This is a genomic window from Nonomuraea sp. NPDC048901 (genome assembly GCF_040649695.1).
Lineage (GTDB): Bacteria > Actinomycetota > Actinomycetes > Streptosporangiales > Streptosporangiaceae > Nonomuraea.
Window position 1 is genome coordinate 772,986 of the sequence record NZ_JBEZFW010000002.1, and the last position, 24,941, is coordinate 797,926.

Below are 24,941 nucleotides of genomic sequence, written 5' to 3' on the forward strand. Positions count from 1 at the left end.
AACTAAATCTGGATGATGGCCGCCTTTTCCCGGGTGTATTCGAGGACCGAGTCGTGCCCGTAGCCGCTGTCCTTCACGCCGCCGAACGGCAGCCCCGGCGGCATCTGCCGGAAGGTGTTCACCCACACCGTCCCGCTCCGCAGATCGCGGACGAACCGGTGGGCGCGGCGCAGGTCACGCGTCCACAGACCGGCCGCCAGCCCGTACGGCGAGTCGTTGGCGATCGTCAGCGCCTCCTCGTCCGTCTCGAACGGGATCGCCACCGCCACGGGTCCGAAGATCTCCTCCTGGCAGATGCGCAGCGCGTTGTCGCCGGTCGTGTAGAGGGTGGGCGCCACCCAGTAGCCGCCAGGCAGATGCGGCACCACCTCGGCGCCCGCCCGGCCCCCGAACACCAGCTCCGCGCCCTCCTTCTCGGCCACCTCCAGGTAGGAGACGACGCGCTCGTACTGGCCGGCCGACACGATCGGGCCCATCGTGGTCGCCAGGTCGAGCGGGTCGTCCAGGATGAGGCTCTCCGCGATCTGCCGGGTACGCTCCAGCACCTCGTCCCAGACGGACCGGTGGACCAGGATCCGCGAACCGGCCACGCAGACCTGCCCGGCGTTGCCGGTGAAGATGGAGTTCACGGTGATGCCCTGGGCGGCCGCCTCCAGATCAGCATCAGGGAAGACGATATTTGGCGACTTGCCGCCCAACTCGAAGGTCATCGGCTTGAGCGAGTCGGCGGAGGCCCGGGTGATGGCCTGGCCGGTGGCCGTCGAACCGGTGAGGCTGATCTTGCCGACGCCCCGGTGCCGTACGAGGGCGTCGCCCACCTCCTCGCCCAGGCCGCTGACGATGTTCAGCACCCCGGGCGGGAACACCTCCGCCAGCAGCTCGCCCAGCCGCAACACCGACACGCTCGCCTGCTCGGCGGGCTTGACGATGACCGTGTTGCCGGCCGCGAGGGCGAAGGCGGCCTTCGCGGAGAACGTCGAGATGGGGGAGTTCCACGGGATGATGCAGACGGCCACGCCGTACGGCTCGCGCCGCGTCAGGCCCAGGGCGTCGGGCCCCAGGATGACGGTGTCGCCCTTGACCGCGTCCAGGCACTGGCCCGCGGCGAGCTGCCACAGGTGCGCCATGCCCGGCAGGTCCTTCTTCAGGGTGTCGCGCAGGATCCTGCCGTTGTCGCGCGTCTCCAGCCTGGCCAGCTCCTCGGCGTGCTGGACGAAGAGCTCGGAGACCTTGCGCAGGAAGTGCGCCCTGCCCAGCGCCGGCATGGCCGACCAGCGGGGGAACGCCTCCTGGGCCGCCGCCACGGCCGCCTCGGCGTCCTTGGGGCCGCTCGCCGGGATCCTGGTCCACACCTCGCCGGTGGCCGGATTGACGGAGTCCATGGTCTTGCCGTCGGCGGCCGGGACGAGCTTGCCGCCGATCAAGTTGCGATAGTCAGCCACGTGGCCAAGCATATGCTTGCTTGCCTCGCGCGGGCTAGCGGGCACCGCGGTGGGCCGGGTGCCCATCGTGATCGCAGAAACCGCTGTGATCACGATGGGCGGGGGTTTGTCGACCGGTGCTCAGCCGTCGATCCGGCTGATGGTGTACATCTGCGGGGTGGCGCCGAGCTGGGCGCGCAGTTGCCGGCCACTGCCCACGTTGGAGGCGGGCTTGTGGTCGCTGATCACTACCGGCCGTGCGTCTTGCCACCATTCGCACTGGTCGCCGCCGCCCAGGAACCTCCACCGCTGGCTGGAGGAGCCTACGGCGCAGACGTAGCCGTCGCTGGAGTCCAGCCAGTAGTCGGCGTAGGGGCCGTCGTCGATCTTCATTCGGCAGCTCCAGCCGTCGTCCTCTTCCTGGCCGTCTACCGCGCGGAAGCGCGCCTGGGTGGACTCGACGGCGCCCCAGCACAACCACTTGGTGTCCACCAGGCGCGAAGGGTGGTCGGGGGCGGGCTGTGTGCCGTACGCGAAGTCCAGCCGACTCTGGGGGTGCAGCTCCGTGCCCCGGTAGATGGAGAACCGTCCCGGTGGAAGTCCCATGGATCCCTCGCTAGCTACTTTGTGCATTCCTTCATGTTCAGAGAGTAGCTACCCAGGATCGGAACGGGCCGCACCCATGCCTGTGGGGCAAAGTAGAACGTTTCCGCAGGTGAAGGGCGATGAGGGTGGCCCGCGCCGCTCCTAGGTTCAGCTCGCTACGGCTGCGGGATGCCGAGGTCCGAGGGGTGCTGGGCTGAGATGACAGGCTTGGTGAGGTCGGGGTCGAGTTGTTCCAGCAGCCGCTGGACCAGGGCCGCCCGGCGTACCCGCTCCCGGCCCAGCTCGCGGGGCACGGCGCCCAGGTGGGCGCCGGACGGGTAGATGTTCGGCGCGTTCCGCAGGCCCATTTTCAGGTAGACCGGGGCCGTCGCCCGGACGATCTCCACCGCCTCGTAGAAGCGGACGAACCCGCCCTGGTCATCGGGCACTTCCAGATACAGGTCGATCGGCAGGCCGGTGGCGGCGCGGATCTCGGACAGGTGCGGGACGGTCAGGTCGGTGCCGACGTTGAGCGTGCTCGCGCCGAGCCGTTCCAGGATCGTGGCGGTGGGGCCGTTGGTGAGCGGCAGGAGTACGGAGGTCTTCAGCACCAGGGTGGACGGGAGCGCGCCGTCGGCCTTCATCGTCGTGAGCACCTCCAGCGTGCCGAGATCGCCGACGAGCAGGCTGCGGATGCCCAGCTCGCAGGCCCGCAGCGCATCGGCCACGCAGGCGGCGACCATCGCGTTGCCCCTGGCCGCGGCGCCGACCGCCTGGGTCACCTTGGCCTGGCCGCCGGTGTCCCAGGCGGCGCGCGGGCCGAGGAACAGGTTGATCTCGATGCCGCGCTCGGCGCCGATGCGCGCCATGCGGGTGATCTCCGCGTCCGACAGCATCATCACGCCGCTGCCCTGCGAGGTCCGGTGCACGGGTACGTTCAGGAGGTCCGCCTCCGCGACGACGGCCTCCAGGACCTCCGGCCCCTCCACACTGGGAATCTCGAACCGGTACGGAGCGCCGTCCGCGAACCGGGCGACGGAGGGGGCGGGGGCGGTCACCACCGGATGTCCCAGGCGAGCCATCAGGGCGTGCAGGTCGGCAAGAGTGGTCATCGGTTAGTTCCCCTCATAGATGATCTCGGCGCGACCGAGAGTGGTGCGGCGGCCCTGGTCGTCTTCGCCCCACAGTTCGAGCTCCGCCCGCTCTCCGTCGGTCGAGACCACCCGGCCGCGGCACGTGTGCGGGCGGTCGCGGAAGTCCATGCCCCGGTAACGCACATGCCTCTGGGGCGGACATTTCTGGTCTGGTTCCTCTTTCACCGGATCGGTCGGCGGGGCGCCGCTCACCGTACTCAAAAGTACATCGAGCAGCAGAAACAACCCCGTATGAGTGAAAGTGAAGCTGCCGACGAACCTGAAAGACCAGGACACCCTCGCGCCCTGACGGGCCCTCCCATATGAGCCTTTACCCCGGCGTGAACACCGGAACACTGGCCCACGTTCTGGTAGAAGTCGCCCGAGGCGCCGGCGTACTCCACGAGCCTGCGCAGCGTGGTGGTCTCCGCCAGGGGTGGCATATCCGTCATGAAAGGGCCAAGCACAAACCCTACTGGCAGGGACACTGATGGGACCACCAGCGGTGGAGCCTCGGCGGGCGGTGCCATCGGCTCGGCGGGCGGGCCCGTCAGGAGGCCGGTCGTCGGCGGCCGGGGCCTAAGATCGGAGTATGGAACTGGCCCCCGGAGTGCACGTCGCCATCACCGATCGCCACGGGGGCGTGAGCGCCGCGCCGTACACGTCGCGCAATCTCGGCGGGCTGGTCGGTGACGACCCCGAGGCGGTGCGCGCCAACCGGGCGGGTGTCGCGGCCGAGCTGGGTGTGCGGGCCGTCGTGTTCATGCGGCAGGTCCACAGCGCCGACGTCGCCTACGTCAGCGAGCCGTTCGGCGACGACGCGCCGCCGCTCGACGGCGTCTTCACCACCGAGCCGCGGCTGGCGCTCGCCTCCCTGGGCGCCGACTGCCCGGCCGTGCTCGTCGCCGACCCGGTCGCGGGCATGGTGGCCGCCGCCCACTCCGGCCGTCCGGGCACCGAGGCGGGCATCGCGACCGCCCTGGTCGAGGCGATGACGGCCAAGGGTGCGGAACCCGCGCGGATGGTGGCGCTGATCGGGCCCGGCGCATGCGGCCGCTGCTACGAAGTGCCCGCCGACCTGCGCGAACGGGTCGCGTCTCGGGTGCCGGAAACCTGGTCGACCACCTCGTGGGACACGCCCGCGCTGGACCTGCGGGCGGGCATCGAGGCTCAGCTGCGTACGGCGGGCGTCGCCGACGTACGACACGACGCCCGGTGCACGATCGAGTCGCAGGAGCTCTACTCCCACCGGCGAGAGCAGCCAGGCGGCCGCTTCGCCGGCCTCATCTGGCTCACCTGACCACCATCGCCCCCCACGTCCTGCACCCCCGGGGACCAGCACCCCACCGTGGGACCAGCACCCCCGAGTCCTACACCCCTGGGACCGGCACCTGCCCTGGGGCCGTGCGCCCCAGGTGCCGCACCCCCTCGGACTCGGCACCCCCTGGGACCCGCGCTCCCCGAGACCCGCACCCCCTGGGACCCGGCACCCCCCGAGACCTGCACTCCTCCCGGGGCCTTCACGCCCAGACCGGCGTCTCGGGATCGGCTCACGGGATCGGCCGGGCGAGCCCTGCGCTCGGGATCGGCCCGGCGAGACCAACGCTCGTGAACGGCCGGGCGGGACCTGTGCCCAGGAGGGGCCGGGCGGTTGGGTCAGCCCTTGCCGTTGCCGGAGAAGATCCCGTTGACGACGATGATCGCGAACCAGATCGGCGCGATCACCCACATCTCCTTCTGGCCCATGATCACGGCCAACGTCAGGAGCGTGCCGAGAGCCATCGAGACGATCGCCAGAGCCAGCCGTTGGCCGTCGGCGGGTCGCTGCAGTTGCTGCTTGGCCTTCTTGCCCTTGGGATCTGCGGCGGCGAGCCGCTCGTCGACCCGCCGGTCGACCTCCTGCCCCATTTTGTCGAGGAACGACTCGACTATCGCATCCTCGAAATCGGGACCGAGGTCCCGCCGGGCGCCCACCGCCGCCCGCAGCTCATCACCGGTACTCATATGTCGAGATATAACGGGATAAAGGGCTATCGGGCAAGGATATCGTCAAGGTTGTACGAGACCGGCCTCTCCAACTGCTCGTACGTACACGATTCCGGCGTGCGGTCCGGCCGCCACCGCCGCCACTGCGCGGTGTGCCGGAACCTGTCGCCTTCCATCTGGTCATAAGCCACCTCGATCACCAGCTCCGGCCGGAGCGGGATGAACGACAGGTCCTTTTTGGCGTTCCAGCGCGACACCGCGCCGGGCACCCGCTGCCCGCCGGTGGCGGGCCCGGCCGCCGGCTGCCCGACGGTGGCCGCCGCCTGCTCGGCCCAGTGGCCCCAGGGATGCTCGCCCAGCTCGGCGATGTACGGCTTGAGCTCCTCGACCAGCTCGGCCCGGCGCGCCATCGGGAACGACGCCGCCACGCCCACGTGATGCAGCCTGCCGTCGTCGCCGTAGAGGCCGAGCAGGATCGAGCCCACGATCGGCCCGGTCTTGTGCTCGCGGTAACCGGCCACCACCACGTCGGCGGTGCGCTCGTGCTTGACCTTGAACATCGTGCGCTTGTCGGGGATGTACGGCTGGTCGCCGGGCTTGACGATGATGCCGTCGAGCCCGGCCCCCTCGAACATCTCGAACCACTCGCCCGCCTGCTCGGTGTTGGTCGTGACCGGGGTCAGCCGGATTGACCTGCCCTTCTCCGGGAAGATCTGCTCCAGCCGCGCCCGCCGCTCACTGAACGGCGCCTCCATCAGCGACTCGTCGCCCAGCGCCAGCAGGTCGAACGCCACGAACGACGCGGGAGTCCGCTCCGACAGCATCGCGACCCGCGACTTGGCCGGATGGATGCGCTGCTGCAACGCGTCGAAGTCGAGCTGCGACCCCTGCGGCAGCACGATCTCGCCGTCGACCACGCACCTGTCCGGCAGCTCCGCCCTGACGGCCTCGACCAGCTCGGGAAAGTAGCGGGTGAACGGCCGCTCGTTGCGGCTGCCCAGATAGACCTCGTCACCGTCGCGGAACACGATGCACCGGAACCCGTCCCACTTCGGCTCGTAGAACAGCGTGCCGTCCTGCTCGGGCATCTTCTTGACCGGCTTGGCCAGCATCGGCGCCACCGGCGGCCGAACCGGCAGATTAGGCACCGGCTCCGGTTCCGACGCTTCGGCGACCGGCGCCTCGACGGGCGGGTGGGCTGGTGGCTCGATCGGCGGGTGGGCCGCCGCCTCGATCGGCGGGTCGACCGGTGTCTCGGTGGGCGGCTGGGTGGGTTCGGTCATGTCGTCGACTCCCTCGTGTACTTGCAGAAGAGGACCCCCTCCTCCTCCAGCACCTGGCTGAGCCGTAGCTCGACCTGTGCCGCCTCGCCGTTGAGAATGCGCGCCGCCCCGCCCCCGACCAGCAGCGGGCTGATCGACAGGCAGAGCTCGTCGATCAGGTCGGCCGTCGCTAGCTGCCCGTTGAGCCGGGGGCCGCCCTCGCACAGGATCCGCGTCAGGCCGCGCTCGTGCAGCTCGCGTACGGCCACCGACATGTCGACCTGGTCGCCGCCCGCCACGACGACGTCGGCCACCCGGGCGGCCTCGGCGCGGAGCTCGGCGGGCGCGGCCTCGCAGGTGATGACGATCGTCCGGCTCACGGCTTCGGTGAACAGCGGACTGCCCAGATCGAGATCGAGTCGGCGGGTGACCACCGCGAGGGGCGGAGCCGGCGGCCGGTCCCCCCGCAACTCCTTCCAGGAGTCGCGTGGTTTGACCGCGCCGTACCCCTCGGTACGCACGGTCGCGGCGCCCGCCATGACCACGTCGGCCAGCCCGCGTAGGATCCGGAAGATCCGCCGGTCGCCCTGGCTGGACAGCCCCCCTGACAGGCCCTTCAGCCAGGCGGCCCCGTCGGCGCTGGCGACCATGTTGAGGCGCAGCCACGGCCGGTCCGCCGGATAGGCGTAGGCCTGCTGGATATCTGGATCGTCCTGAATGTCGGGATGGATGCGACGCACTCCTCTACCTTGGCACACGCCTCCGACAACGAGCCGACGAAGGACCCTCGACAGCGGGCATAGTGAGGTGTGCACGATAGATGGCCAATCTGGGCCTCGCGTGCCACCCCGGGCTATAGACGGCGGTTCCCGCTGGGGGCGGATGCGGGGCAGAACACCGACGTGAGGGCTTGGTCGATGCGTCTCGCCACAGCGGCGCGCTCGCCATCATCCATGGCCACCGTCACGGAGACCGCGAACTGCAGCCGCCCGTCCGGGGAGGTGTAGGTCGCGGCGACGAAGCCGGGGGCGCTGCCGCCGCGTGGCTGGAAGCCGGGGTTGCCCGCGCACGGACCACCCTGCGGCGGCGGCTGCTGGCCGGGCACCGGATCGGTGATCACCTTGCGCAGGGAGTCCGGCAGCAGCTTGCCCTGAACGAAGGCGCGTTGGAAGGCGCTGACGTCTCGCGCGGTGGAGATCACGCCGCCGGCGCCCAGCATGGTGGTGGCGTTGAGCATGTCGACATCGAGCAGCTTGCCCGTCTCATCCGGCATGTAGCCGTGCCCATGCGGCCCTTTGATCCCCGCGCCGGCCTTGACCGGCAGGTAGGTGTCCCGCATGCCCAGCGGGGTGAAGATCTTCCGGTTGAGCTCGGTCGCCAGCGAACGCCCGGTCAGCTTCTCGATGATCATGCCGAGCAGGATGTAGTTGGTGTTGGAGTAGTTGAAGGTCCCGATCTGCGACGGCCGTTGCCGCTTGCGGGAGGCGGCCACCAGGTCGACGGGGCGATACGTGAGTGTGGGGTCGAGCGCGCGGATGTCGGGACCGAGGAAGTCGGGGATGCCCGAGGTGAGCTGGATCAGGTCGCGTACCGTGATCTCTTCGGCCCGTTCCACCAGATCCTTCTCCGCCATCTCGGGGAGCACCTCGCTGAGAGTGTCGTCCAGCTTCAGCTTGCCGCTCTGTACGAGTTGCAGGGCCACGGTGGCGGTCATGTTCTTGGTCTGTGAGCCGATCCGGTAGCGGGCGGTGGAGGGGATGGCGCCGCCCCTGCCGTCGAGCAGCCGAGATCCGGCCGATCCCGTCCTGACCCGCTTGCCGTTCACGTACACCTCGCCAATGGCGCCCACCACGTGGCCTGTCTTCACCAAGGCGGCCATCGCCTTCTGCACGTCCCCTACCTCGACGGCGTTGTCCGCCGTTGCGACGGCGGGCGTGGACACGCTCAGAGCCAACGACGTGCATGCCGCCAAGATGACGCGGGCGACTGCCGATTGACGCGAAACCATGAGGCGCTCCTCCTGGAAGATCGAAGTCCCGATGCGGAGCTCCAGTTCTAGGCAGGAGAGCGTTTCCTCAACGTTTCCTCGGAAGCCGGTATGAGCCAGGCCTGCCGCGCAGACGTCGCACGAGGTCGTCGGCGGCAGCCCCACCGGCGCCAAGGCCGAGGCGCGCGAGCCGCAGCATGACATCGAAGACGCCGCCGCGGTCGGGGCTCATCACCATGGCGGCGCGCATGCTGACCTTGCGCGTGTGCGGGGTTTCGGCTTGCTCCTGGGCCCGCTCCCACCCGCGAATCCATCATCGCCCGCAGATTGTCAGGCGTGTAGCGACAGTTGACGCTGCGCCCGGCCAGGTTGATCACTATGTCGCTGCCGTCGAGTTCCTTCGCCCATGGGCCCAGGGCTTCGGCATCCCAGCGGACGTCGTGATCACGCACCGGGCGCCTGGTCAGGACCACAACGTCATGGCCCGCTGCGGTCAGCGCGCGACTGAGGATGGTGCCTACCTGCCCGGTTCCCCCGGTATCACGATCTTCATCCGGCTTCCCCTAACAACGTAGGACAAGGCTAACTGGCTGGCTGAACGCGGTTAAAAGTGGCTCGTCGCACCGCCAGAGATAGCACTTTGGCGTATCTAGGGACGTACGCAGCGTGACGCGCATAACGTGGCGGCAGGGGAATCGGGCACTTGAGGGAGGGCCCAGTGGGGTTGGTCACCGCTGTGACATGGCTGTTCACCGCGCTCGTGGGGATCTATCTGCTCTACCTGTGGCTGTCGGGTGGTGGGCTGCGGCAACAGGCGGCGAAGGTCACGCGCTTCCCGGTGACGCTGATCTTCTCCCATCCGGTGCTGGGGGTGTCCGCGCTGGCCTGCTGGGTGGCCTTCCTGCTCACGGGCAACCGCGCGCTGGCATGGACGGCGTTCGGGGTCCTGGCGGCGGCGGCGCTGCTGGGCTTCGTGATGTTCACCCGCTGGCTGGGTGCCGGCCGCCACGCGCGAGGCGCGGAGCGACGCTTTCCCCTCCTCGCGGTGCTGCTACACGGTTTGGCGGGCGTGGCCACGTTCGTCCTGGTCATCCTCACGGTGAGCGTCGCGGGGCTGCTCTAGGGGCCGCGATGAGCCCTCTACGACCGCGGTGGGCCTTCTACGGGCGGTATGAGGCGCGTTGTGAAGGCCCCGGTCTCACCGTCTCGTCACGGCGCCCGGCCACCTCCACCGGAGGAGCGTCCCCCTGGACAGACGCCGACCCCGTACGGCGGGTGGGGCTCACCGTGCCTGCCGTAAAAACCGCTCCTAAAACCAGCCCTTAAGAAAGGGGACGCTGGAGCACCTGCATGCTGCGGGAGGTCACCGTCACCTGGGAGGAGGAGGCGTATTCGCCATCACAGACCCCCTTGTCGTCCGTGTCCAGGATCGGCAGCCAGTGGTCGCCGAATTCCCCGCCCGGCAATGTGAACGTCATGTCCTCATGGTGGGCGTTGATCAGCAACAGGAACGAGTCGTCCACGATCCGCTCACCCCGCGTCCCCGGCTCCGTGATCGCCTCGCCGTTGAGGTAGACCATCAGCGACTTGGCGTAGCCGATGTGCCAGTCTCCGGCCGTCATCTCCGTGCCGCCCGGCGTGAGCCACACCAGGTCGCGCTTGCCGTCGTCCGGGTGGCGGCCGTGGAAGAAGCGGCGGCGCTGGAAGACCGGGTGCTCGCGCCGCAGCCGCGACAGTCCGCAGACGAACTCCAGCAGGTCGGACTCGGTGTGGAGCTGCGACCAGTCGATCCAGGCGAGCTCGTTGTCCTGGCAGTAGGCGTTGTTGTTGCCCCGCTGCGTGCGGCCGAGCTCGTCGCCGTGGGAGAGCATCGGCACCCCCTGCGACAGGAACAGCGTCGTCAGGAAGTTGCGGCGCTGCCGGTGGCGGAGGCGGACGATCTCGGGGTCCTCGACGGGCCCCTCCGCGCCGCTGTTCCAGGAGCGGTTGTCGTCGGTGCCGTCGCGGTTGTCCTCGCAGTTGGCCTCGTTGTGCTTGCGGTCGTACGACACCAGGTCCGTGAGGGTGAAGCCGTCATGGCAGGTCACGAAGTTGATGGAGGCGACGGGCCGGCGGCCCGAGGAGGCGTAGAGGTCGGCGGAGCCGGTCAGGCGGGAGGCGAACTCGGGGAGCGCCGAGTGGGTGCCGCGCCAGAAATCTCGCACTATGTCGCGGTATTTCCCGTTCCACTCCGTCCACAAGGGTGGGAAATTTCCGACCTGGTAGCCGCCGGGGCCGACATCCCACGGCTCCGCGATCAGCTTCACCTGCGAGATGACCGGATCCTGCTGGATCAGATCGAAGAAGGCGCTCAGCCGGTCGACGTCGTGCAGCTCCCGCGCCAGCGCCGCCGCCAGGTCGAACCGGAACCCGTCGACGTGCATCTCCAGCACCCAGTAACGCAGGGAGTCCATGATGAGCTGGAGCGCGTGCGGCGACCGGACGTTCAGCGAGTTGCCGCAGCCGGTGTAGTCCAGGTAGTAGCGCCGGTCACCGTCGTGCAGCCGGTAGTAGGCCGAGTTGTCGATCCCCCTGAACCCCAGCGTCGGCCCCATGTGGTCGCCCTCGGCCGTGTGGTTGTAGACCACGTCGAGAATGACCTCGATGCCCGCCTCGTGCAGCGCCCGCACCATGGCCTTGAACTCCAGCACCTGCTCGCCCCGCGTGCCCGCGCTGCTGTAACGGCCGTGGGGGGCCAGGTAGGCCATCGTGTTGTAGCCCCAGTAGTTGGTCAGCCCCCGCGCCACCAGGAAGTGCTCAGGCATGTAGTGGTGCACCGGCATCAGCTCGACCGCCGTCACCCCGAGCGAGAGCAGGTGGTCGATGATCGCCGGGTGCCCCACGCCCGCGTACGTGCCGCGCTGCTCCTCGGGCACCGCCGGGTGGCGCATGGTGAGCCCCCGCACGTGCGCCTCGTAGATCACGGTCTCGTGGTACGGAGTGCGCGGCGGCCGGTCGTTGCCCCATTCGAAGAACGGGTTGATGACCACATTTTTCGGCATGAAGGGCGCGCTGTCGGCCGAGTTGAGCCGCGTCGGGTCGGTGAAGTGGTACGGGAACAGCGCTTCGTTCCACGTCAGATCACCGTCGATCGCCTTGGCGTAGGGATCGAGGAGGAGCTTCGCCGGGTTGCACCGGTGCCCGTGTGACGGCTCGTACGGGCCGTGCACGCGGTAGCCATAGCGCTGTCCCGGCGCGATGCCCGGCAGGTAACCGTGCCAGACGAATCCATCGACTTCCGGCAGATCCACGCGTTCTTCGGAGCCGTCATCGTGAAAGAGGCATAGCTCGACTCGCTCGGCCACCTCGGAGAACAGCGAGAAGCTGGTGCCCACGCCGTCCCAGGTGCCGCCAAGTGGATAGGGCTCGCCCGGCCAGACCTCGCGCATGTGACCCAATTGTCGCACGCGATCGCGGTCCCGCTAGAGGAGTTCGGCGTTGAGGCTGATCGTCGTGCCCGTCAACGCCTTACTCACCGGGCAATTGGCCTTCGCGGTTTCCGCCGCCTCCTGGAACTGCTCGGCCGTGATCCCGGGCACCTGCCCCTTCACGGTCAGGACGATCCCGGTGATGCCCTCACCGGGCTGGAACGTCACGTCCGCGCTGGTCTCCAGCGACTCCGGGGGCGTGCCGGCACCGGCGAGGCCGTGCGAGAGCGCCATCGAGAAGCAGGAGGAGTGGGCGGCCGCGATGAGCTCCTCGGGCGAGGTCTTGCCGCCGGCGTCCTGGGACCTGGACGCCCAGGTGACCTCGAACGTGCCGACACCCGAGGTGTTCAGCGACACCGTGCCCGACCCGTCGAGCAGCGCGCCCTTCCACTCAGTAGTGGCGGTGCGAGTGGTGGCCATAGTGGTTGCTCCCTCTGGTCGTAGGAATTCCGACCCTATCGCGAGCCCGAGAAAGTTCTGCGGCTCGGTCATCCGTGTGCACATTTCCGGCGAATAATGACATGCTCGGGTCGCGGCGCACCCGCCGCCTTGGTCCGGATCACGGGAGTGTGGTGCCAGTGGAGGCACCGTACGACGACCGCCTGCTGCATCAGCGGGTGGTCGGCGGCGACGAGGCCGCGCTCGGGGAGGTCTACGATCGGCTCTCCTCGCTGATCTTCGGTCTCGCCCTGCGTGTCACCAGGGACCGGGTGATCGCCGAGGACATCACGCAGGAGGTGTTCCTGGTCTTCTGGGAACGGCCGCTGGCCTACGACCCAGATCGTGGCACCCTGCGCGCGTGGCTCGCCACGATCGCCCACCGCCGCGCGGTCGACCACGTACGGGCCGAGGAGCGAAGGCGCGTCTCCGCGCTGGGCCCCCGCCTGTACGAGCCCGAGCCCGCCAGGCTGGAGGACAACGTGCTCGCGGCCGACGAGGCCAAGCGGGTACGGCAGGCGGTGATGGCGTTACCCGACGGCCTGCGGGAAGCGGTCGAACTGGCCTACTACGGTGGGCGGACATACCGCCAGGTGGGCGAGGAGCTGGGCGTGCCCGAGGGCACGGCCAAGTCGCGGATCCGGCTGGCGCTACGCCGCCTGGCAGACGCGCTGGCAGAGGAAGAGGTGTGATGGAGCCCGTCGAGCGTCTCTACCTGGACGCGCTGATGGAGGACCCGGCCGTACCGGAACGCTCCCTGCGGGCCCAGCTCCTGGCCGGGGCCAGGGCCCGGCGCCGGCCCGCCGCGCCCACCGCCCCCTGGGTGCGGCCGTACGCCGGGCGCGTCGCCGCCATGGACGCGCTGCTCGCCTCCGCCGTGGAGGACGACTGGTCACGGGTCATCGTCGAGGGCTGGACGCTCCAGGAACTCGTCGCCCACCTCGCCGCCAAGGACGGCCTGCTGGCGGCCTCCGTCGGCGCCCCCGTGCTGGGTCCGGCCATCGGCGCGACCGACTCGCTCAGCCGTACCGCCGACGTCCAGAACTACGAGCGGTCCCGCAGCCCCGAACAGACCAGGCGCGACTGGCGCGCCCAGGCCGACGCCCTCTGCCGCCACCTGGCCGACCTCGACCCCGGCACCGCCGCGCACCTCGACGGCCTCGACGCGCCGGTGTCCGACCACATCCTGGCCCGGTGCCTGGAGACGTGGGTGCACGCCGACGACGCCGCCCGCACCGGCGGCCTCCGGCTGCCCGACCCGATCCCCGAGCACATCCACCCGACGGCCGACCTGTGCGCGCGGCTGCTGCCGTGGACGATGCTCCTGTCCGGCCTGGACGGCAGCGGGCGCACGCTCCTGCTCACGCTGACCGGGCCGGGAGGCGGGGAGTGGCACGTTCCGCTCGGCGTGACGGACGCCGCCGACGGTGGCGGCGTCCCGGACGCGCACATCACGGCGGACGTGGTGGAGTTCTGCTTCCTGCTGGGCGGGCGGGGCGACCCGGGGTCCTTCCCCGCCGACCTCGAAGGCGACCTCGCCCTGGCTCACGACGTCCTCAACACCGCCCCGGCCCTTTCGGGCCCCTGACGCCCGCTTCCCCGCAGGCGTTCAGGGCCGGGTCCATCCGAGGCGGTCAGGGCCGGGCCCGTGTCACGTCCCTACTGCGCCTGGGTCTGGGTGACCAGGTCCCTGGCGTACTCGTCGTCGCTCTCCGCCAGCACGCGCTTGGCGCCCTGCTCGGCCCGCGGGTCGCCCCGCTCGGCGAGCCCGCGCGTGGCCTCCGCCACCGTACGGAAGTCGGCGTCGTCGAGGCGGTCGGCGAGTGCCTCGCGGATCTGCGGTGTGTCGGCCTTGAGCGAGGCCAGCCCGGCCGTGGCCCAGTCGCGGACCTCCGCCTCGTCGTCCCGCGTCATGCCGATCAGCAGCTCCAGCCCCTCCTCGTGGTCCGGCGGCAGCACATCGGCCAGCGCGATCGCGTCGGTCATGGTGCGCCGGTGATCAGGACGGCCGATGATGTCGAGCACCTGCGGCAGCGCCCGGGGGTCGCCCTGATGGCCGAGCGCGGCCAGCACCGAGCGCAGGACCTGCGCGTTGCCCTCCGTGGTGGCCATCTTCTGCAGCAGCGGCAGCGTCTGCTCGAGGTAGGGCTTGTCGTCGTCGGCGAACCCGAACTGGGCGATCGCGTCGACGCCGAACTCCCGCTCCCTGGCGTCCTCGCTCACGCACAGCCCGGCCAGCACCTCGTACGTCTCGTCGTCGGCCCGCTTGCCCAGCGAGTCGGCGACGATCCACCATGTCTCGGCGTCCTCGTCGGTGTCGCGGTGCGCCAGGGCCCGCGCCACGAGCTGGTCGGCCGGGGCGTAGATGCCGGTGGCGTCCTCCAGCAGCGTCGCGATGGCGGCGTGGCCGCGCTGTGCCTGCACCTGCTCGGTCTGCTCGCCGTCGGGGGAGCGCCCGGCCACGGTGACGAGCTCGGTGCCGTCCTTGGCGAACTGGCGCGCCACGACGTACTCCCAGTCGTCCTGGCCGATCTGGTCGAGCAGCGCGCTCTCCAGGTGCACGCCCACCCAGTCGACGGCGATCTCGTGCGGGGTGTCGCCGTCTCCGTCGTACTTGGCGGCGTCGGCCCCGCTGTCCAGCAGCAGGCGTACGACGCCCAGGGCGCCGCGCCGGGCCGCCAGCGTGAGCGGCGTGTCGCCGACGTCGTTGGCGGCGTCGATCTCGGCACCCGCCTCGATGAGCAATTCGGCCGTCTCGGCGTGCCCCTTGGCCGCGGCCCAGAGCAGCGCGGTCCAGCCGCCGCTCTCCCGGCCGTTGACGTCGGCCCCGGCGGCCAGCAGCAGGCCCGCGACCTCGGCCCGGTCCCAGGCGGCCGCCGCGCAGAGCGGCAGCCCGTCTTCATCGCCCGCGCTGGCCTGGTTGGGGTCGGTGCCACCGGCGAGCAGCTCGCTCACCTTCTCCGACTCGCCGTTCAACGCGGCCCGGTAGAGCTGTTCCTCATGCATGACTGGACCCTAGCTTGGATCGGGCGCCGGCCGTGTCAGCCCCTCGCAAGCGCGATGAGCAGTTCGGCGAGGTGAGCAGTTCGCGAGGTGAGCGGCTCGGCGAGGTGAGCGGCTCGGCGAGGTGAGCAGTTCGGAGTAGGGCTGTTCCTTCTCCGGGAGGATCCCGATCGTCCGGAAACGCGATATGTTGCGACTATGACTGACCCTGGCGAGGTTAGGGCCTCGGACGCCGAACGTGAAGCCGTCGTGGAGCAGCTCCGCGTCGCCTCGGTTGACGGGCGGCTGACGCTCGTCGAGCTGACCGACCGCACCGAGGCCGCCTACACCGCCTCCACGCACGCCGAGCTGGCCATGCTCGTCCAGGACCTGCCCGCCTCGGGCGCCGTGCCCGTGCCACCCATCCATCAGGAGGGGCCCGCGCGCAAGCGGCGCTGGTTCGTCGGCGTCATGGGCGACTCCAAGCGGCGCGGCACCTGGCGGATCGACCAGGAGCTGGGCGCGGTCGCCGTGATGGGCGATGTGCTGCTCGACCTGCGTGAGGCCGAGGTCCGCACGAACGTGGTCGACATCATGGCCGTCTCGGTGATGGGCGACGTGAAGATCATCGTCCCCGACGGCGTCAACGTGGACCTCGACGGCATGGCCATCATGGGCGACAAGCGGGTCGACGTCCTGGAAGCGGCTCCGGGCACCAACGCACCGGTCATCCGGGTGCACGCGTACGCGGTCATGGGCGACGTGAAGGTGATCGGCGACTCCCAGGCGCAACCGCTACGGCGCGGCCTGGCGGCGTGGCGCGAGCAGTGGCGCATGCTGCACGGCGACGAGTGGCGCAGCATGCGCAGGCAGCTCCGCGACGACCACCGCAGCATGCGCCGCGATCTGCGCCGGGGCTACTGACGCGCTCACGAACCCATGGCCGCCATCAACGGCAGCGGGTTGATGTAGTCGCGATAGTGCACGATAAATCCGTCACGCACCCGGATCACGGCGATGACCCGCTGGGTGAACGGCGCGCCGGTGGCGGCGACGTGGCCGTGGACGGTGTACTCGACGATGACCACCTCGGGATCGGCCGTCTCGTGGATCACCACATCGACGTGCCTCTCGAACTCGATCAGCCGCCCACCCGTGGCCATGAACGCCCGGATCTCGTCCCGCCCGTTGAGGGTCTCCGGGACGCCCTCGGGACGGTAGGGCCACTCGATGACCCCGTCGGGGGCCATCAACGCCACGAACCCCTCCATGTCCGCCGACAGGCTCGTCTCCAGCACCCGCTCGGCCACCTCACGTGCGTTCACGGCCACCCCGCATTCGTTGAACGTGCGTTCATTGAACAACCGTAGAACGAATCTGGTGATTCGGTCAACGCCCGTACAATGAACTGGTGTCCGACGAGAAGCCGCGCCGCACCCGAGCCGAGCAGCGCCGCGAGACCGAGGCCCGCATTCTCGCCGCCGCCCGTGCCACCTTCGCCGAGCTGGGATACGAGCGCACGACGATCCGGAACGTGGCGTCCGCCGCGGGGGTCAACGCGGGGCTGGTGATGCACTACTTCGGCAGCAAGGAGGAGCTGTTCTCGCGCGCGGCCAAGCTGCCGGACGAGGAACTGCCGGTGGGGCATCCGGCGGAGGCCCTGCTCACCTCGCTGCGCCGGCGGCTCGACGACGAACCGGTCGCGTCGCTCGTTGTGCTGCGTTCCGTGCTCACGCACGCGGAGGCGTCGGGGGAGTTCCGAGCGGCGGCGGCGACCTGGCTCGACCGGATGAGCGCGGCCATCCCGGCCGCCGACGCCGGGCTGCGGGCGGCGCTGATCAGCGCGATCATCCACGGGGTGGTGATCGATCGTTACCTGCTCAAGCTGAGCTCCCTGGCGGACGCGCCCGCCGACGACATCATCGCCCTGCTGCGGCCGTGCTTCGAGAGCTTGGCGGGCGAGACGCGCTGAGGTCTACGAGGCCGCCGCACCGGCCGGGGCGTGGGCCGCGGTGTCATAGCGCTCCAGCAGGACCTCGGCCAGTTCGGGAGCCGGGCCGAGCACGTCGGCGATCACGTCGGCGCCCGCCTCAAGGGTGCTCCGCCGCACCTTGTCGGCGAAATAGCCGGGCGCCAGCAGGTACGGCGCGACGGCCACCCGGGGCGCGCCCGCCTCGCGGAGGAGCGCCACCGCCTGCGCGGGCGTTGGCTCGGCCGCCGACGCGTACGCCGCGGTCACCGCCCACCACCCTCCCGTGGCACGCGGGCCCGCGGACAGCCCTCGCGGGAAGCCCGTCGCCCGTGACCAGGAGCGCGCCATCCCGGTGATCACCGCGTTGGCCCGTGGATCACTCGAACCCGCCGACACGAGCACGACCGCCGTGTTCGGATCGCCCGGCGACACCCCGGCCTCCGCCAGCCGCCGTTCGAGCGTCGCCAGCAGCAGCGGGTGCGGCCCCAGCGTCGCGCCGTAGCGCACGCGCAGCCGCGGGTCGCGCGCCCTGGCCTCGTTGAGCGCCGCGGGAAGGTCCACCCGGCTGTGGTACGCCTCGGTGAGCAGCAGTGGCAGCACCACGGCCGCGTCCAGCCCGCTCAGCGCCTGCCCCAAGGACGGGGTCGCGTGGTCGAGGTACGCCGTGCGCACCGGCAGTCCGGGCCGCGCCAGCCGTACCTCGTCGAGCAGGGCTTCCACGGTCGCGGCGGCGCGCGGATCGCGAGACCCGTGCGCCACCGCGACCAGTGGGATGTCCTGGCCCGTCCCGTCTGCCAACGGGACGGGCCACATGCTGGGGGTTACAGGTGAATGCCGCATTCGACCTTCCCCAGCCCCGCCCAGCGGCCGCTGCGCGGGTCCTCGCCCTCCGCGACCTGCCGGGTGCAGGGGGCGCAGCCGATCGAGGGGTAGTTGTCATAGTGCAACGGGTTGATCAGCACCCCGTTGTCGGCCATGTAGTTGTCGACCTCGTCCTGGGTCCACTTGGCGATCGGGTTGACCTTGACCATCTGCCGCTTGGCGTCCCACTCCACGACCTTGGTCTCGGCGCGGGTGCTCGCCTCGTCGCGGCGGATGCCCGAGATCCACGCCAGGTACGGTTCGAGCGCCCGGTTGAGGGGCTCCACCTTGCGCAGGTAGCAGCACAGGTCGGGATTGCGGCCGAACAGGCGCGGCCCGAGCTCGCGTTCCTGCTCCTCCACCGTGCGCGACGGCTGCACGTTGATCACATTGACGTCATAGACCTGCTGGACCGCGTCACGGGTGCCGATCGTCTCGGCGAAATGGAACCCGGTGTCGATGAACAACACGTCCACCCCGGGCTTGACCCGGCTGACCAGGTCGATGAGCAGGGCGTCGCTCATCGAGGAGGTCAGGCACAGCCGGTCGCCGAACGTCGCCGCCGCCCACCGGATGATCTCGCGGGCGGATGCGTCCTCCAGGAAGACCGCGGCGGACTCGACGATGTCCTGCAGGTCGAGCGCGCCGCGTTGCTCTCTTAAACCGACCTCGATGTCGACGAGTGTCATATCTTCACTCCGATTCCAAGAAACTTCAGCTTGAAGGCGCGGGCGCAGGACCGGCAGTACCAGCCGCCGTGCGCCGCGGAGTCGGGGGCTTCGGGGTCGCCCTCGTAGGGCTCGAGGTCCTCGTCGCCGCAGTAGGGGCAGTGGAAGGGGACGGCTCGCGTGGTCATCGCAGGTCCGCCTCGTCCGCTCGCTGCACCCAGTCGGCGAAGGCCTCGCCTTCCTTCTTCTGGGCGTCGTAGTGCTTCACTACCCGCTCGACGTAGTCGGGCAGGGCCTCGGCGGTGGTCTTGAGTCCGCGTACCTTCCTGCCGAAGCCGGGGTTGACGCCCATCGAGCCGCCCAGGTGGATCTGGTAGCCCTCGACCTGCTCCCCGTGCTCGTCCACGACGAGCTGGCCCTTGAGGCCGATGTCGGCGACCTGGATGCGCGCGCAGGAATTGGGGCAGCCGTTGACGTTGATGGTGAGCGGCTCGGCGAAGTCGGGCAGGCGCCGCTCCAGCTCGTCGATGAGGTTGGCGGCGGTGGCCTTGGTCTCGACGATGGCCAGCTTGCAGTACTCGATGCCGGTGCAGGCCATCGTCTGGCGGCGGAACGTCGACGGGTTGACCTGGAGGTCGTTCGCCTCCAGCTCGGCGACCAGGGAGTCGACCTGGTCCGGCGCGACGTCGAGGATGACCATCTTCTGCTCGACCGTGGTGCGGACGCGGCCGGAGCCGTGCCGCTCGGCGAGGTCGGCGATCACGTGCAGCTTGTCGCCGTCGAGGCGGCCGACCTTGGGCGCGAAGCCCACGTAGAAGTTGCCGTCCTTCTGCGGGTAGACCCCGACGTGGTCGCGGCGGGAGCCACGGGGCGCCTGGGGCGCGGGCCCGTCGGGCAGCGCCTCCTTGAGGTATTCGGTCTCCAGGACTTCCCGGAACTTCTCCACGCCCCAGTCGTTGACCAGGAACTTGATCCGCGCGCGGTGCCGCAGCCGCCGATATCCGTAATCACGAAATATCCCGATCACTCCGGCCCAGACGTCGGCCACCTGCTCGGGTCGGACGAACACCCCGAGCCGCTTGGCGAACATCGGATTGGTGGACAGCCCCCCGCCGACCCACAGGTCGTAGCCCTTCTCCCCACTGGGCAGCTCGACACCCACGAACGCCACGTCGTTGATCTCGTGCACCGTGCAGTGCGACGGGCACCCGCTCAGCGCCGACTTGAACTTGCGCGGCAGGTTGGAGTAGGCCGGGTCGCCGATGAACCGCTCGTTCAGCACGTGGATCTCGTCGGTGGCGTCCAGCACCTCGTCGGTGTCGATCCCGGCCAGCGGGCAGCCCAGGATGACGCGCGGCGTGTCGCCACACGCCTCGGTGGTCGACAGCCCGACCGCTTCGAGCCGCGCCCAGATGTCGGGCACCGACTCGATCTCGATCCAGTGCAGCTGGACGTTCTGCCGGTCCGTCAGGTCGGCGGTGCCCCGGCCGTACTCGTTGGAGATCTCGGCGATGACCCGCAACTGCGGGATGCTCAGCTGACCGCCGTCGATCCGCACCCGCAGCATGAAGTAGCGGTCGTCCAGCTCCTCGGGCTCCAGGATCGCGGTCTTGCCGCCGTCGATCCCGGGCTTGCGCTGGGTGTAGAGGCCGTACCAACGCATCCGGCCGCGCAGGTCGGCCGGGTCGATCGAGTCGAAACCACGCTTGGAGTAGATGTCGATGATGCGCTGGCGGACGTTGAGGCCGTCGTCGTTCTTCTTGTTCTCTTCATTCTTGTTCAGCGGCTCCCGGTAACCGAGAGCCCACTGGCCTTCGCCGCGCGGGCGTTTGTGATGCCGGCTGGCAGGGGTGCTCATTGCGCGTCCTTCGGTTCATGGGCGCGCGCAGGCTTCCTCCCGCCTCATCATTGAGGGCAGGGGTGAAGGAGGAGATTTGCGACGCGCGCAACGGAGAAAACGGGTGGGTTAACGGGCGTCGCAACAGATGGCACTGCGGACACGCTGAAGATCGACGTGTCGTCGACCGACAAGCATGGGGTCCGCTGGCATAGTTCGAAGATACGCTAGGTATCCGGTATGTCCAAGACTGGGTCCAGACTGTGGACGCTCTTCACCCCTGACGGGGCCAGTCCAGGTCCGACTCGGCCGGCTCCTCGGCCTGCTGGTGCTGGCAATCGCACCAGGATCCGCCGCGACACTCCTCGTGGCGTTTTTCCTTGCACTTCTCGCAGATCACCCTTGCATTATTCCTCGTAGAACCTTGTTCGGTTAGGCTGGCGCCCGTGGACCTCATGGGCGAGTTGCTGAGCGACCTGCGTGCGGAGACCGCGTCACTCGACGGGCTGTTACGGCCCCTGGAGGCCGGAGACTGGGAGCTCGGCACACCCGCCGAGGGATGGGCGGTGCGCGATCAGATGAGCCACCTGGCCTGGTTCGACGAGGCCGCGCGCACCGCCGTGACCGATCCCGACGTCTTCCGGGCGGCGGCGGCGCACTTCACCTCCACCGACGACCTGGCCGCGGAGTTCCGCGGGCTCGCCCCCGACGAACTGCTCGAATGGTTCCGTACGGCGCGCGCCCGCAGCATCAAGGCGTTCACCGGGCTGTCGGCCCGGGACCGGCTGCCCTGGTACGGCCCCGACATGTCGGCCGCGTCCTTCGTCACCGCCCGGCTGATGGAGACCTGGGCGCACGGCCAGGACGTCGCGGACGCGCTCGGCGTCACCAGGGAGCCCACCCCGAGGCTGCGGCACGTGGCGATGATCGGGTTCAGAGCCATGCCCTACGGTTTCGCCGTACGGAATCTGCCCCTTCCGGCGCGGCCGGTGCGCGTGGAGCTGACCATGCCCGACGGGACGCCATGGGCGGCGGGCCCCGAGGAGGCCGCCGACACGGTCCGCGGGCCGATGCTGGACTTCTGCCTGCTCGTCACCCAGCGCGTCCACCGCGACGACACCGACCTGGAGATCACCGGCGAGACCGCGCGCGCCTGGATGGAGATAGCGCAGGCGTTCGCCGGACCACCCGGTAAGGGTCGATCAGGGAAAGGCCAGGGGTATTCCCGATGATTTGAGAGGCAGCCCCGGTGACATGCTGTAAGCATGCGGACAATCCTGAACGTCATCTGGCTGATCTTCGCCGGTGTCTGGCTGGCCATCGGCTACGCGATCGCCGGCGTCATCTGCTGCGTCCTGATCGTCACGATCCCGTTCGGCATCGCCTCGTTCAGGATCGCGGCCTACGCGCTCTGGCCGTTCGGCCGGACCGTCGTGCGCGACCCCGACGCGGGGGCGCTCTCCACGATCGGCAACGTCATCTGGCTCGTCTTCGCGGGCATCTGGCTGGCGATCGGGCACGTGGTCACCTCGATCCCGCTGTTCCTGTCGGTCATCGGCATCCCGCTGGGCATCGCGAACCTCAAACTCATCCCGGTTTCCCTGCTCCCGCTGGGTGCGCGCATCGTCGACGTCGACTAGGGCAGTGCCCGGGGGACGTAAGCTGTCCCGAAGAGTCACTGCTAATAACCGTTGGGTGCCATGACGTCCACCGATGCGCCTAGCCGGTCGATGAGGAGGCGGCTCGCCTCCAACGCCCGTGCCAGGCTGAACTGGGTGCTCGACACGAATTCGTGGGCGACCGTCCGCGCGACCACGAACGCGGGAGTCACTTACCGCGTCACGGGCCTCGCGGGCGAGGCGGCCTTCTTCGCGCTGCTGTCCCTCCCGCCGTTCGTGCTGGGGCTGATCGGGGTACTGGCCAAGCTCGGCACCTGGCTGGGGCCCCAGGTTGTCGTGCAGGTGAAGACCTGGGTGATCGACCAGGCCGGGCTGCTGTTCACCGACGACGCGGTGCACAAGGTGGTCAACCCGCTCATCACCGACGTCCTCAGCGACGACGCCAGCAAGGTCTCGATCATCTCGGTGGGCTTCCTGCTGTCGCTCTGGTCGGGCTCGCGGGCACTTTACGTCTACGTGGACCTCATCTCCGTCTCCTACGGGCTCGGCGAGGAACGCGGCATCATCAGGACCAGGCTGATGTCGTTCGGGCTCTACGTGATCGGGCTGGTCATCGGGATCATCGTGATGCCGGTGCTGGTCATCGGGCCGACGCTGCTCAAGGACGCGCTGCCGGGGGAGTACGGCGTCCTCGTCGACCTGCTGTACTGGCCGGTGGTGGTCATCGGCTCGGTGCTCTTCCTGACCGTGCTCTACCACGTGAGCGTGCCGGTCCGGACGAAGTGGTACCGGGAGCTGCCGGGGGCGATCCTGGCGCTGTTCCTGTGGATCGTTTGTGCCGCCGTGCTGCGGGCCGTGCTCGCGGCGTGGTTCTCGCCCGTGTCCGTCTACGGCTCGCTGGCCGCGCCCATCGCGCTGCTGCTCTGGCTCTACATCACCGCGCTCGCCGTGCTGATCGGAGCCATCCTGAACGCCGAGGTCGATCGGCTCTGGCCCGGCGCCAGTCGTACCAAATAGGGAATAATCCCCCCGGTGGACGCACAGCGGAGAGTCGGCCCCTACACGCTCGTCAAGAAGCTGGGCGAGGGTGGCATGGGGTTCGTCTACCTCGCGGAGGACCCCACCGGCAGGCGCGTCGCGCTGAAGATGATGCGGCCCGAGCTGGCCGCCCGTGAGGAGTTCAGGCGCCGGTTCGGCAAGGAAGCCGAGGCCGCCAGGCGGGTCGCCAGATTCTGCACCGCCCCCGTGCTCGACGCCGGGTTCGAGGGCGGGACCGCCTATCTGGTCACCGAATATGTCGAGGGCCCCGACCTGTCCGGCGTGGTCGTCCGGCAGGGGCCGCTGACCGGGTCGAACCTGGAGGCGCTGGCCGTCGGCGTGGCCACCGCGCTGGCCGCGATCCACCAGGCCGGGGTCGTGCACCGCGATCTGAAGCCGTCCAACGTGCTGCTCAGCGCGGTCGGGCCGCGGGTCATCGACTTCGGCATCGCCCAGCTCGCCGACGCCGGGGGAGCGCCCGTCACGATCGCCCAGAGCATGGGGACGCCCGCGTACATGTCGCCCGAGCAGGCCAAGGGCGAGCAGGTGACCTCGGCGAGCGACATCTTCTCGTGGGCCGCCTTGGTGGCGTACGCGGGCATCGGCCGGCCGCCGTTCGGGTCCGGCGGGGTCGCCGAGGTGGTCTACCGGGTGATCAACCACGCGCCGGTGCTCGACGGGCTGGACGAGCGGATCAGGCCGCTGGTCGAGCGGGCGCTGGACAAGGACCCGATGCGGCGGCCGACCGCACAGCAACTCCTGGACCGGCTGCTCGGCCGCGCCGAGGTGCCGGTCGCCGCCGCCACCAGACTCGTCTCAGACACCTGGACCCCACTCGCCCCCACCCCACCTTCCGCCGCCCCACCCTTCGCCACTCCGTCGTCAGCCATCCCATCGTTGGCCAGCCCGGCGTCAGCCACCACGCCCGGTGCCACGCGGCCCGACAGTCGGTTCGACGGCCCGTCCGCTGGTTCGCTGGGAGGGCCGTCCGCGGTGGTGCCGGCAGGTTCTTCCGCTGGCGCGGTCAAAGGGCCGTCTGCCGGACCGCTGGCAGGCCCGTCCGCTGGGGCTGGTGAAGGGCCGCCCGCCGGAGCGGGTGAAGGGCCGTTCGGCGGGAGGCGGGCTGCCGGGCGGGCTTCTGGGCGGCGCCGTTGGCTGGGCCCGGTCGTCGCCGCCGCGCTCGCGGCCGTCCTCGGCGTGGGCGCCACGCTCGCCGTACTGCGCCCATGGCAGGAGCGCGTCGCCGAGCCGGGCACCCCCGCCGTCACCCGCACGCTCGACGCCCTGGACACCACCTTCCAGGTGCGGATCGACTCCCTCGTACGGCAGGGCACCACGGCCCGCCTGCAGTGGACGGTCAAGAACGTCGGCAAGAACAACGCGCCCCTGTACGACAGATTCGGTGCCAGCACCCTCGACAACACCGTGTCGAGGATCAGCATCGTCCCTCCCGGCGTGGGCAAGCCGTTGTACCCGGCCAGGAAGGACAACGCCTGTCAGTGCGCCGAGGTCCCCACGGCCTCGTTCGGGGGCGGTATGCAGCTTCAGCTCTGGGCGGTCTTCGAGGGCGTGCCCCACGACGCGGAGCACGTGGACGTCAACCTCGGGCCGCTGGGAACGATCAAGAACGTGGCCCTCTCATCTGCCTGATCACCTGATCCGTGCCCGGTCCCCCCTGCCCGATC

28 protein-coding genes are annotated in these 24,941 nt (G+C 69.8%); 10 read left to right on the forward strand and 18 right to left on the reverse strand.

Features of this window, described 5'->3' with window-relative positions; translation table 11 throughout:
* Positions 1-2: 2 nt before the first annotated feature.
* The 4 genes from AB0C30_RS08585 to AB0C30_RS08600 all read right to left on the reverse strand — a co-directional run bounded on the left by AB0C30_RS08585 (position 3) and on the right by AB0C30_RS08600 (position 3,268).
* Entirely contained in the window at positions 3-1,442 is a 1,440-nt protein-coding gene (locus AB0C30_RS08585) for an aldehyde dehydrogenase family protein (RefSeq protein WP_357941050.1), read from the reverse strand.
* A 120-nt stretch (positions 1,443-1,562) separates the two neighbouring features.
* Positions 1,563-2,027, reverse strand: a complete 465-nt coding sequence (locus AB0C30_RS08590) for a hypothetical protein (RefSeq protein WP_357941052.1) — start codon at positions 2,025-2,027, stop codon at positions 1,563-1,565.
* 155 nt (positions 2,028-2,182) lie between these two features.
* Complete coding sequence (locus AB0C30_RS08595; protein ID WP_357941054.1) at positions 2,183-3,118, reverse strand: hypothetical protein; 936 nt, start codon at positions 3,116-3,118, stop codon at positions 2,183-2,185.
* Positions 3,119-3,121: 3 nt separating this feature from the next.
* The gene (locus AB0C30_RS08600; protein WP_357941056.1) at positions 3,122-3,268 is read right to left on the reverse strand and encodes a hypothetical protein; all 147 of its coding nucleotides are present in this window, start codon (positions 3,266-3,268) and stop codon (positions 3,122-3,124) included.
* A gap of 463 nt (positions 3,269-3,731) precedes the next feature.
* Here AB0C30_RS08600 and pgeF point away from each other — a divergent pair, with 463 nt between their 5' ends.
* Positions 3,732-4,439 carry a peptidoglycan editing factor PgeF gene (gene pgeF, locus AB0C30_RS08605; protein WP_357941058.1) on the forward strand — a complete coding sequence of 236 codons (708 nt, stop codon included), beginning with the start codon at positions 3,732-3,734 and terminating at the stop codon, positions 4,437-4,439.
* A 356-nt stretch (positions 4,440-4,795) separates the two neighbouring features.
* Here pgeF and AB0C30_RS08610 read toward each other — a convergent pair whose 3' ends face one another.
* The 5 genes from AB0C30_RS08610 to AB0C30_RS08630 all read right to left on the reverse strand — a co-directional run bounded on the left by AB0C30_RS08610 (position 4,796) and on the right by AB0C30_RS08630 (position 8,886).
* Positions 4,796-5,143: a hypothetical protein gene (locus AB0C30_RS08610; RefSeq protein ID WP_357941060.1), complete on the reverse strand. Its 348-nt coding sequence runs from the start codon at positions 5,141-5,143 to the stop codon at positions 4,796-4,798.
* A 26-nt stretch (positions 5,144-5,169) separates the two neighbouring features.
* Complete coding sequence (locus tag AB0C30_RS08615) at positions 5,170-6,408, reverse strand: ATP-dependent DNA ligase (RefSeq protein ID WP_357941062.1); 1,239 nt, start codon at positions 6,406-6,408, stop codon at positions 5,170-5,172.
* Positions 6,405-7,127 carry a pyrimidine reductase family protein gene (locus AB0C30_RS08620; RefSeq protein ID WP_357941064.1) on the reverse strand — a complete coding sequence of 241 codons (723 nt, stop codon included), beginning with the start codon at positions 7,125-7,127 and terminating at the stop codon, positions 6,405-6,407. The genes AB0C30_RS08615 and AB0C30_RS08620 overlap by 4 nt, the downstream gene beginning before the upstream one ends.
* A 113-nt stretch (positions 7,128-7,240) precedes the next feature.
* Positions 7,241-8,395 carry a serine hydrolase domain-containing protein gene (locus AB0C30_RS08625; RefSeq protein WP_357941066.1) on the reverse strand — a complete coding sequence of 385 codons (1,155 nt, stop codon included), beginning with the start codon at positions 8,393-8,395 and terminating at the stop codon, positions 7,241-7,243.
* Between the two features lie 47 nt (positions 8,396-8,442).
* On the reverse strand, positions 8,443-8,886 hold the full coding sequence (locus AB0C30_RS08630) for a hypothetical protein (protein WP_357941492.1): 444 nt from the start codon (positions 8,884-8,886) through the stop codon (positions 8,443-8,445).
* A gap of 206 nt (positions 8,887-9,092) precedes the next feature.
* Between AB0C30_RS08630 and AB0C30_RS08635 the strand changes: the two genes are divergently transcribed.
* Entirely contained in the window at positions 9,093-9,497 is a 405-nt protein-coding gene (locus AB0C30_RS08635; protein WP_357941068.1) for a hypothetical protein, read from the forward strand.
* 199 nt (positions 9,498-9,696) lie between these two features.
* Here the strand turns inward: AB0C30_RS08635 and glgX are convergent, their stop codons facing one another.
* Together glgX and AB0C30_RS08645 are read right to left on the reverse strand one after the other, a co-directional pair.
* Entirely contained in the window at positions 9,697-11,802 is a 2,106-nt protein-coding gene (gene glgX / locus AB0C30_RS08640; RefSeq protein ID WP_357941070.1) for a glycogen debranching protein GlgX, read from the reverse strand.
* 33 nt (positions 11,803-11,835) lie between these two features.
* Positions 11,836-12,261 carry an OsmC family peroxiredoxin gene (locus AB0C30_RS08645; RefSeq protein ID WP_357941071.1) on the reverse strand — a complete coding sequence of 142 codons (426 nt, stop codon included), beginning with the start codon at positions 12,259-12,261 and terminating at the stop codon, positions 11,836-11,838.
* A 152-nt stretch (positions 12,262-12,413) separates the two neighbouring features.
* Here AB0C30_RS08645 and AB0C30_RS08650 point away from each other — a divergent pair, with 152 nt between their 5' ends.
* The gene (locus tag AB0C30_RS08650) at positions 12,414-12,971 is read left to right on the forward strand and encodes a sigma-70 family RNA polymerase sigma factor (RefSeq protein WP_225289339.1); all 558 of its coding nucleotides are present in this window, start codon (positions 12,414-12,416) and stop codon (positions 12,969-12,971) included.
* Positions 12,971-13,867, forward strand: coding sequence for a maleylpyruvate isomerase family mycothiol-dependent enzyme (locus AB0C30_RS08655; protein WP_357941073.1), 897 nt, complete (start codon positions 12,971-12,973; stop codon positions 13,865-13,867). The genes AB0C30_RS08650 and AB0C30_RS08655 overlap by 1 nt, the downstream gene beginning before the upstream one ends.
* A gap of 71 nt (positions 13,868-13,938) precedes the next feature.
* On the opposite strand, the gene AB0C30_RS08660 is transcribed toward AB0C30_RS08655, so the two are convergent.
* On the reverse strand, positions 13,939-15,285 hold the full coding sequence (locus AB0C30_RS08660; protein ID WP_357941075.1) for an ankyrin repeat domain-containing protein: 1,347 nt from the start codon (positions 15,283-15,285) through the stop codon (positions 13,939-13,941).
* Positions 15,286-15,480: 195 nt separating this feature from the next.
* Between AB0C30_RS08660 and AB0C30_RS08665 the strand changes: the two genes are divergently transcribed.
* Entirely contained in the window at positions 15,481-16,185 is a 705-nt protein-coding gene (locus tag AB0C30_RS08665) for a DUF1707 domain-containing protein (RefSeq protein WP_357941077.1), read from the forward strand.
* Between the two features lie 5 nt (positions 16,186-16,190).
* On the opposite strand, the gene AB0C30_RS08670 is transcribed toward AB0C30_RS08665, so the two are convergent.
* Positions 16,191-16,586, reverse strand: a complete 396-nt coding sequence (locus AB0C30_RS08670) for a nuclear transport factor 2 family protein (RefSeq protein WP_357941079.1) — start codon at positions 16,584-16,586, stop codon at positions 16,191-16,193.
* Positions 16,587-16,672: 86 nt separating this feature from the next.
* Here AB0C30_RS08670 and AB0C30_RS08675 point away from each other — a divergent pair, with 86 nt between their 5' ends.
* Complete coding sequence (locus tag AB0C30_RS08675) at positions 16,673-17,233, forward strand: TetR family transcriptional regulator (RefSeq protein WP_357941081.1); 561 nt, start codon at positions 16,673-16,675, stop codon at positions 17,231-17,233.
* A gap of 3 nt (positions 17,234-17,236) precedes the next feature.
* On the opposite strand, the gene AB0C30_RS08680 is transcribed toward AB0C30_RS08675, so the two are convergent.
* The 5 genes from AB0C30_RS08680 to AB0C30_RS08700 form a co-directional block, all read right to left on the reverse strand.
* Positions 17,237-18,031: a sirohydrochlorin chelatase gene (locus tag AB0C30_RS08680; RefSeq protein WP_357941083.1), complete on the reverse strand. Its 795-nt coding sequence runs from the start codon at positions 18,029-18,031 to the stop codon at positions 17,237-17,239.
* Between the two features lie 23 nt (positions 18,032-18,054).
* A complete protein-coding gene (locus AB0C30_RS08685) occupies positions 18,055-18,783 on the reverse strand; it encodes a phosphoadenylyl-sulfate reductase (RefSeq protein ID WP_357941085.1) in 729 nt (242 codons plus the stop codon).
* Positions 18,780-18,950 (reverse strand): Insertion element protein, encoded by a 171-nt coding sequence (locus tag AB0C30_RS08690; protein ID WP_357941086.1) that lies wholly within the window; start codon positions 18,948-18,950, stop codon positions 18,780-18,782. The genes AB0C30_RS08685 and AB0C30_RS08690 overlap by 4 nt, the downstream gene beginning before the upstream one ends.
* On the reverse strand, positions 18,947-20,620 hold the full coding sequence (locus AB0C30_RS08695; protein ID WP_357941087.1) for a nitrite/sulfite reductase: 1,674 nt from the start codon (positions 20,618-20,620) through the stop codon (positions 18,947-18,949). Before AB0C30_RS08695 ends, AB0C30_RS08690 begins: the two co-directional genes overlap by 4 nt.
* A 108-nt stretch (positions 20,621-20,728) precedes the next feature.
* Entirely contained in the window at positions 20,729-20,812 is an 84-nt protein-coding gene (locus AB0C30_RS08700) for a putative leader peptide (RefSeq protein ID WP_311132608.1), read from the reverse strand.
* Positions 20,813-21,054: 242 nt separating this feature from the next.
* On the opposite strand from AB0C30_RS08700, the gene AB0C30_RS08705 reads away from it, so the two are divergent.
* Genes AB0C30_RS08705 through AB0C30_RS08720 form a run of 4 tightly spaced genes read left to right on the forward strand, consistent with a single transcriptional unit; the run spans position 21,055 to position 24,906 of the window.
* Complete coding sequence (locus tag AB0C30_RS08705) at positions 21,055-21,831, forward strand: TIGR03084 family metal-binding protein (RefSeq protein ID WP_357941494.1); 777 nt, start codon at positions 21,055-21,057, stop codon at positions 21,829-21,831.
* A gap of 33 nt (positions 21,832-21,864) precedes the next feature.
* Entirely contained in the window at positions 21,865-22,239 is a 375-nt protein-coding gene (locus AB0C30_RS08710; protein WP_357941088.1) for a YccF domain-containing protein, read from the forward strand.
* A gap of 60 nt (positions 22,240-22,299) precedes the next feature.
* Positions 22,300-23,235: a YihY/virulence factor BrkB family protein gene (locus tag AB0C30_RS08715; protein ID WP_357642581.1), complete on the forward strand. Its 936-nt coding sequence runs from the start codon at positions 22,300-22,302 to the stop codon at positions 23,233-23,235.
* A gap of 15 nt (positions 23,236-23,250) precedes the next feature.
* Positions 23,251-24,906, forward strand: a complete 1,656-nt coding sequence (locus tag AB0C30_RS08720) for a serine/threonine-protein kinase (RefSeq protein WP_357941089.1) — start codon at positions 23,251-23,253, stop codon at positions 24,904-24,906.
* Positions 24,907-24,941 lie beyond the last annotated feature (35 nt).

Excerpts from the sequence above, each read along its gene's own strand:
- AB0C30_RS08590 (WP_357941052.1), bottom strand. The coding sequence starts at position 2,027 with ATGGGACTTCCACCGGGACGGTTCTCCATCTACCGGGGCACGGAGCTG.
- AB0C30_RS08595 (WP_357941054.1), bottom strand. The coding sequence starts at position 3,118 with ATGACCACTCTTGCCGACCTGCACGCCCTGATGGCTCGCCTGGGACAT.
- AB0C30_RS08600 (WP_357941056.1), bottom strand. The coding sequence starts at position 3,268 with ATGGACTTCCGCGACCGCCCGCACACGTGCCGCGGCCGGGTGGTCTCG.
- pgeF (WP_357941058.1), top strand. The coding sequence starts at position 3,732 with ATGGAACTGGCCCCCGGAGTGCACGTCGCCATCACCGATCGCCACGGG.
- AB0C30_RS08610 (WP_357941060.1), bottom strand. The coding sequence starts at position 5,143 with ATGAGTACCGGTGATGAGCTGCGGGCGGCGGTGGGCGCCCGGCGGGAC.
- AB0C30_RS08615 (WP_357941062.1), bottom strand. The coding sequence starts at position 6,408 with ATGACCGAACCCACCCAGCCGCCCACCGAGACACCGGTCGACCCGCCG.
- AB0C30_RS08625 (WP_357941066.1), bottom strand. The coding sequence starts at position 8,395 with ATGGTTTCGCGTCAATCGGCAGTCGCCCGCGTCATCTTGGCGGCATGC.
- glgX (WP_357941070.1), bottom strand. The coding sequence starts at position 11,802 with ATGCGCGAGGTCTGGCCGGGCGAGCCCTATCCACTTGGCGGCACCTGG.
- AB0C30_RS08645 (WP_357941071.1), bottom strand. The coding sequence starts at position 12,261 with ATGGCCACCACTCGCACCGCCACTACTGAGTGGAAGGGCGCGCTGCTC.
- AB0C30_RS08655 (WP_357941073.1), top strand. The coding sequence starts at position 12,971 with ATGGAGCCCGTCGAGCGTCTCTACCTGGACGCGCTGATGGAGGACCCG.
- AB0C30_RS08660 (WP_357941075.1), bottom strand. The coding sequence starts at position 15,285 with ATGCATGAGGAACAGCTCTACCGGGCCGCGTTGAACGGCGAGTCGGAG.
- AB0C30_RS08665 (WP_357941077.1), top strand. The coding sequence starts at position 15,481 with ATGACTGACCCTGGCGAGGTTAGGGCCTCGGACGCCGAACGTGAAGCC.
- AB0C30_RS08685 (WP_357941085.1), bottom strand. The coding sequence starts at position 18,783 with ATGACACTCGTCGACATCGAGGTCGGTTTAAGAGAGCAACGCGGCGCG.
- AB0C30_RS08690 (WP_357941086.1), bottom strand. The coding sequence starts at position 18,950 with ATGACCACGCGAGCCGTCCCCTTCCACTGCCCCTACTGCGGCGACGAG.
- AB0C30_RS08695 (WP_357941087.1), bottom strand. The coding sequence starts at position 20,620 with ATGAGCACCCCTGCCAGCCGGCATCACAAACGCCCGCGCGGCGAAGGC.
- AB0C30_RS08700 (WP_311132608.1), bottom strand. The coding sequence starts at position 20,812 with ATGCCAGCGGACCCCATGCTTGTCGGTCGACGACACGTCGATCTTCAG.
- AB0C30_RS08705 (WP_357941494.1), top strand. The coding sequence starts at position 21,055 with ATGGGCGAGTTGCTGAGCGACCTGCGTGCGGAGACCGCGTCACTCGAC.
- AB0C30_RS08710 (WP_357941088.1), top strand. The coding sequence starts at position 21,865 with ATGCGGACAATCCTGAACGTCATCTGGCTGATCTTCGCCGGTGTCTGG.
- AB0C30_RS08715 (WP_357642581.1), top strand. The coding sequence starts at position 22,300 with ATGACGTCCACCGATGCGCCTAGCCGGTCGATGAGGAGGCGGCTCGCC.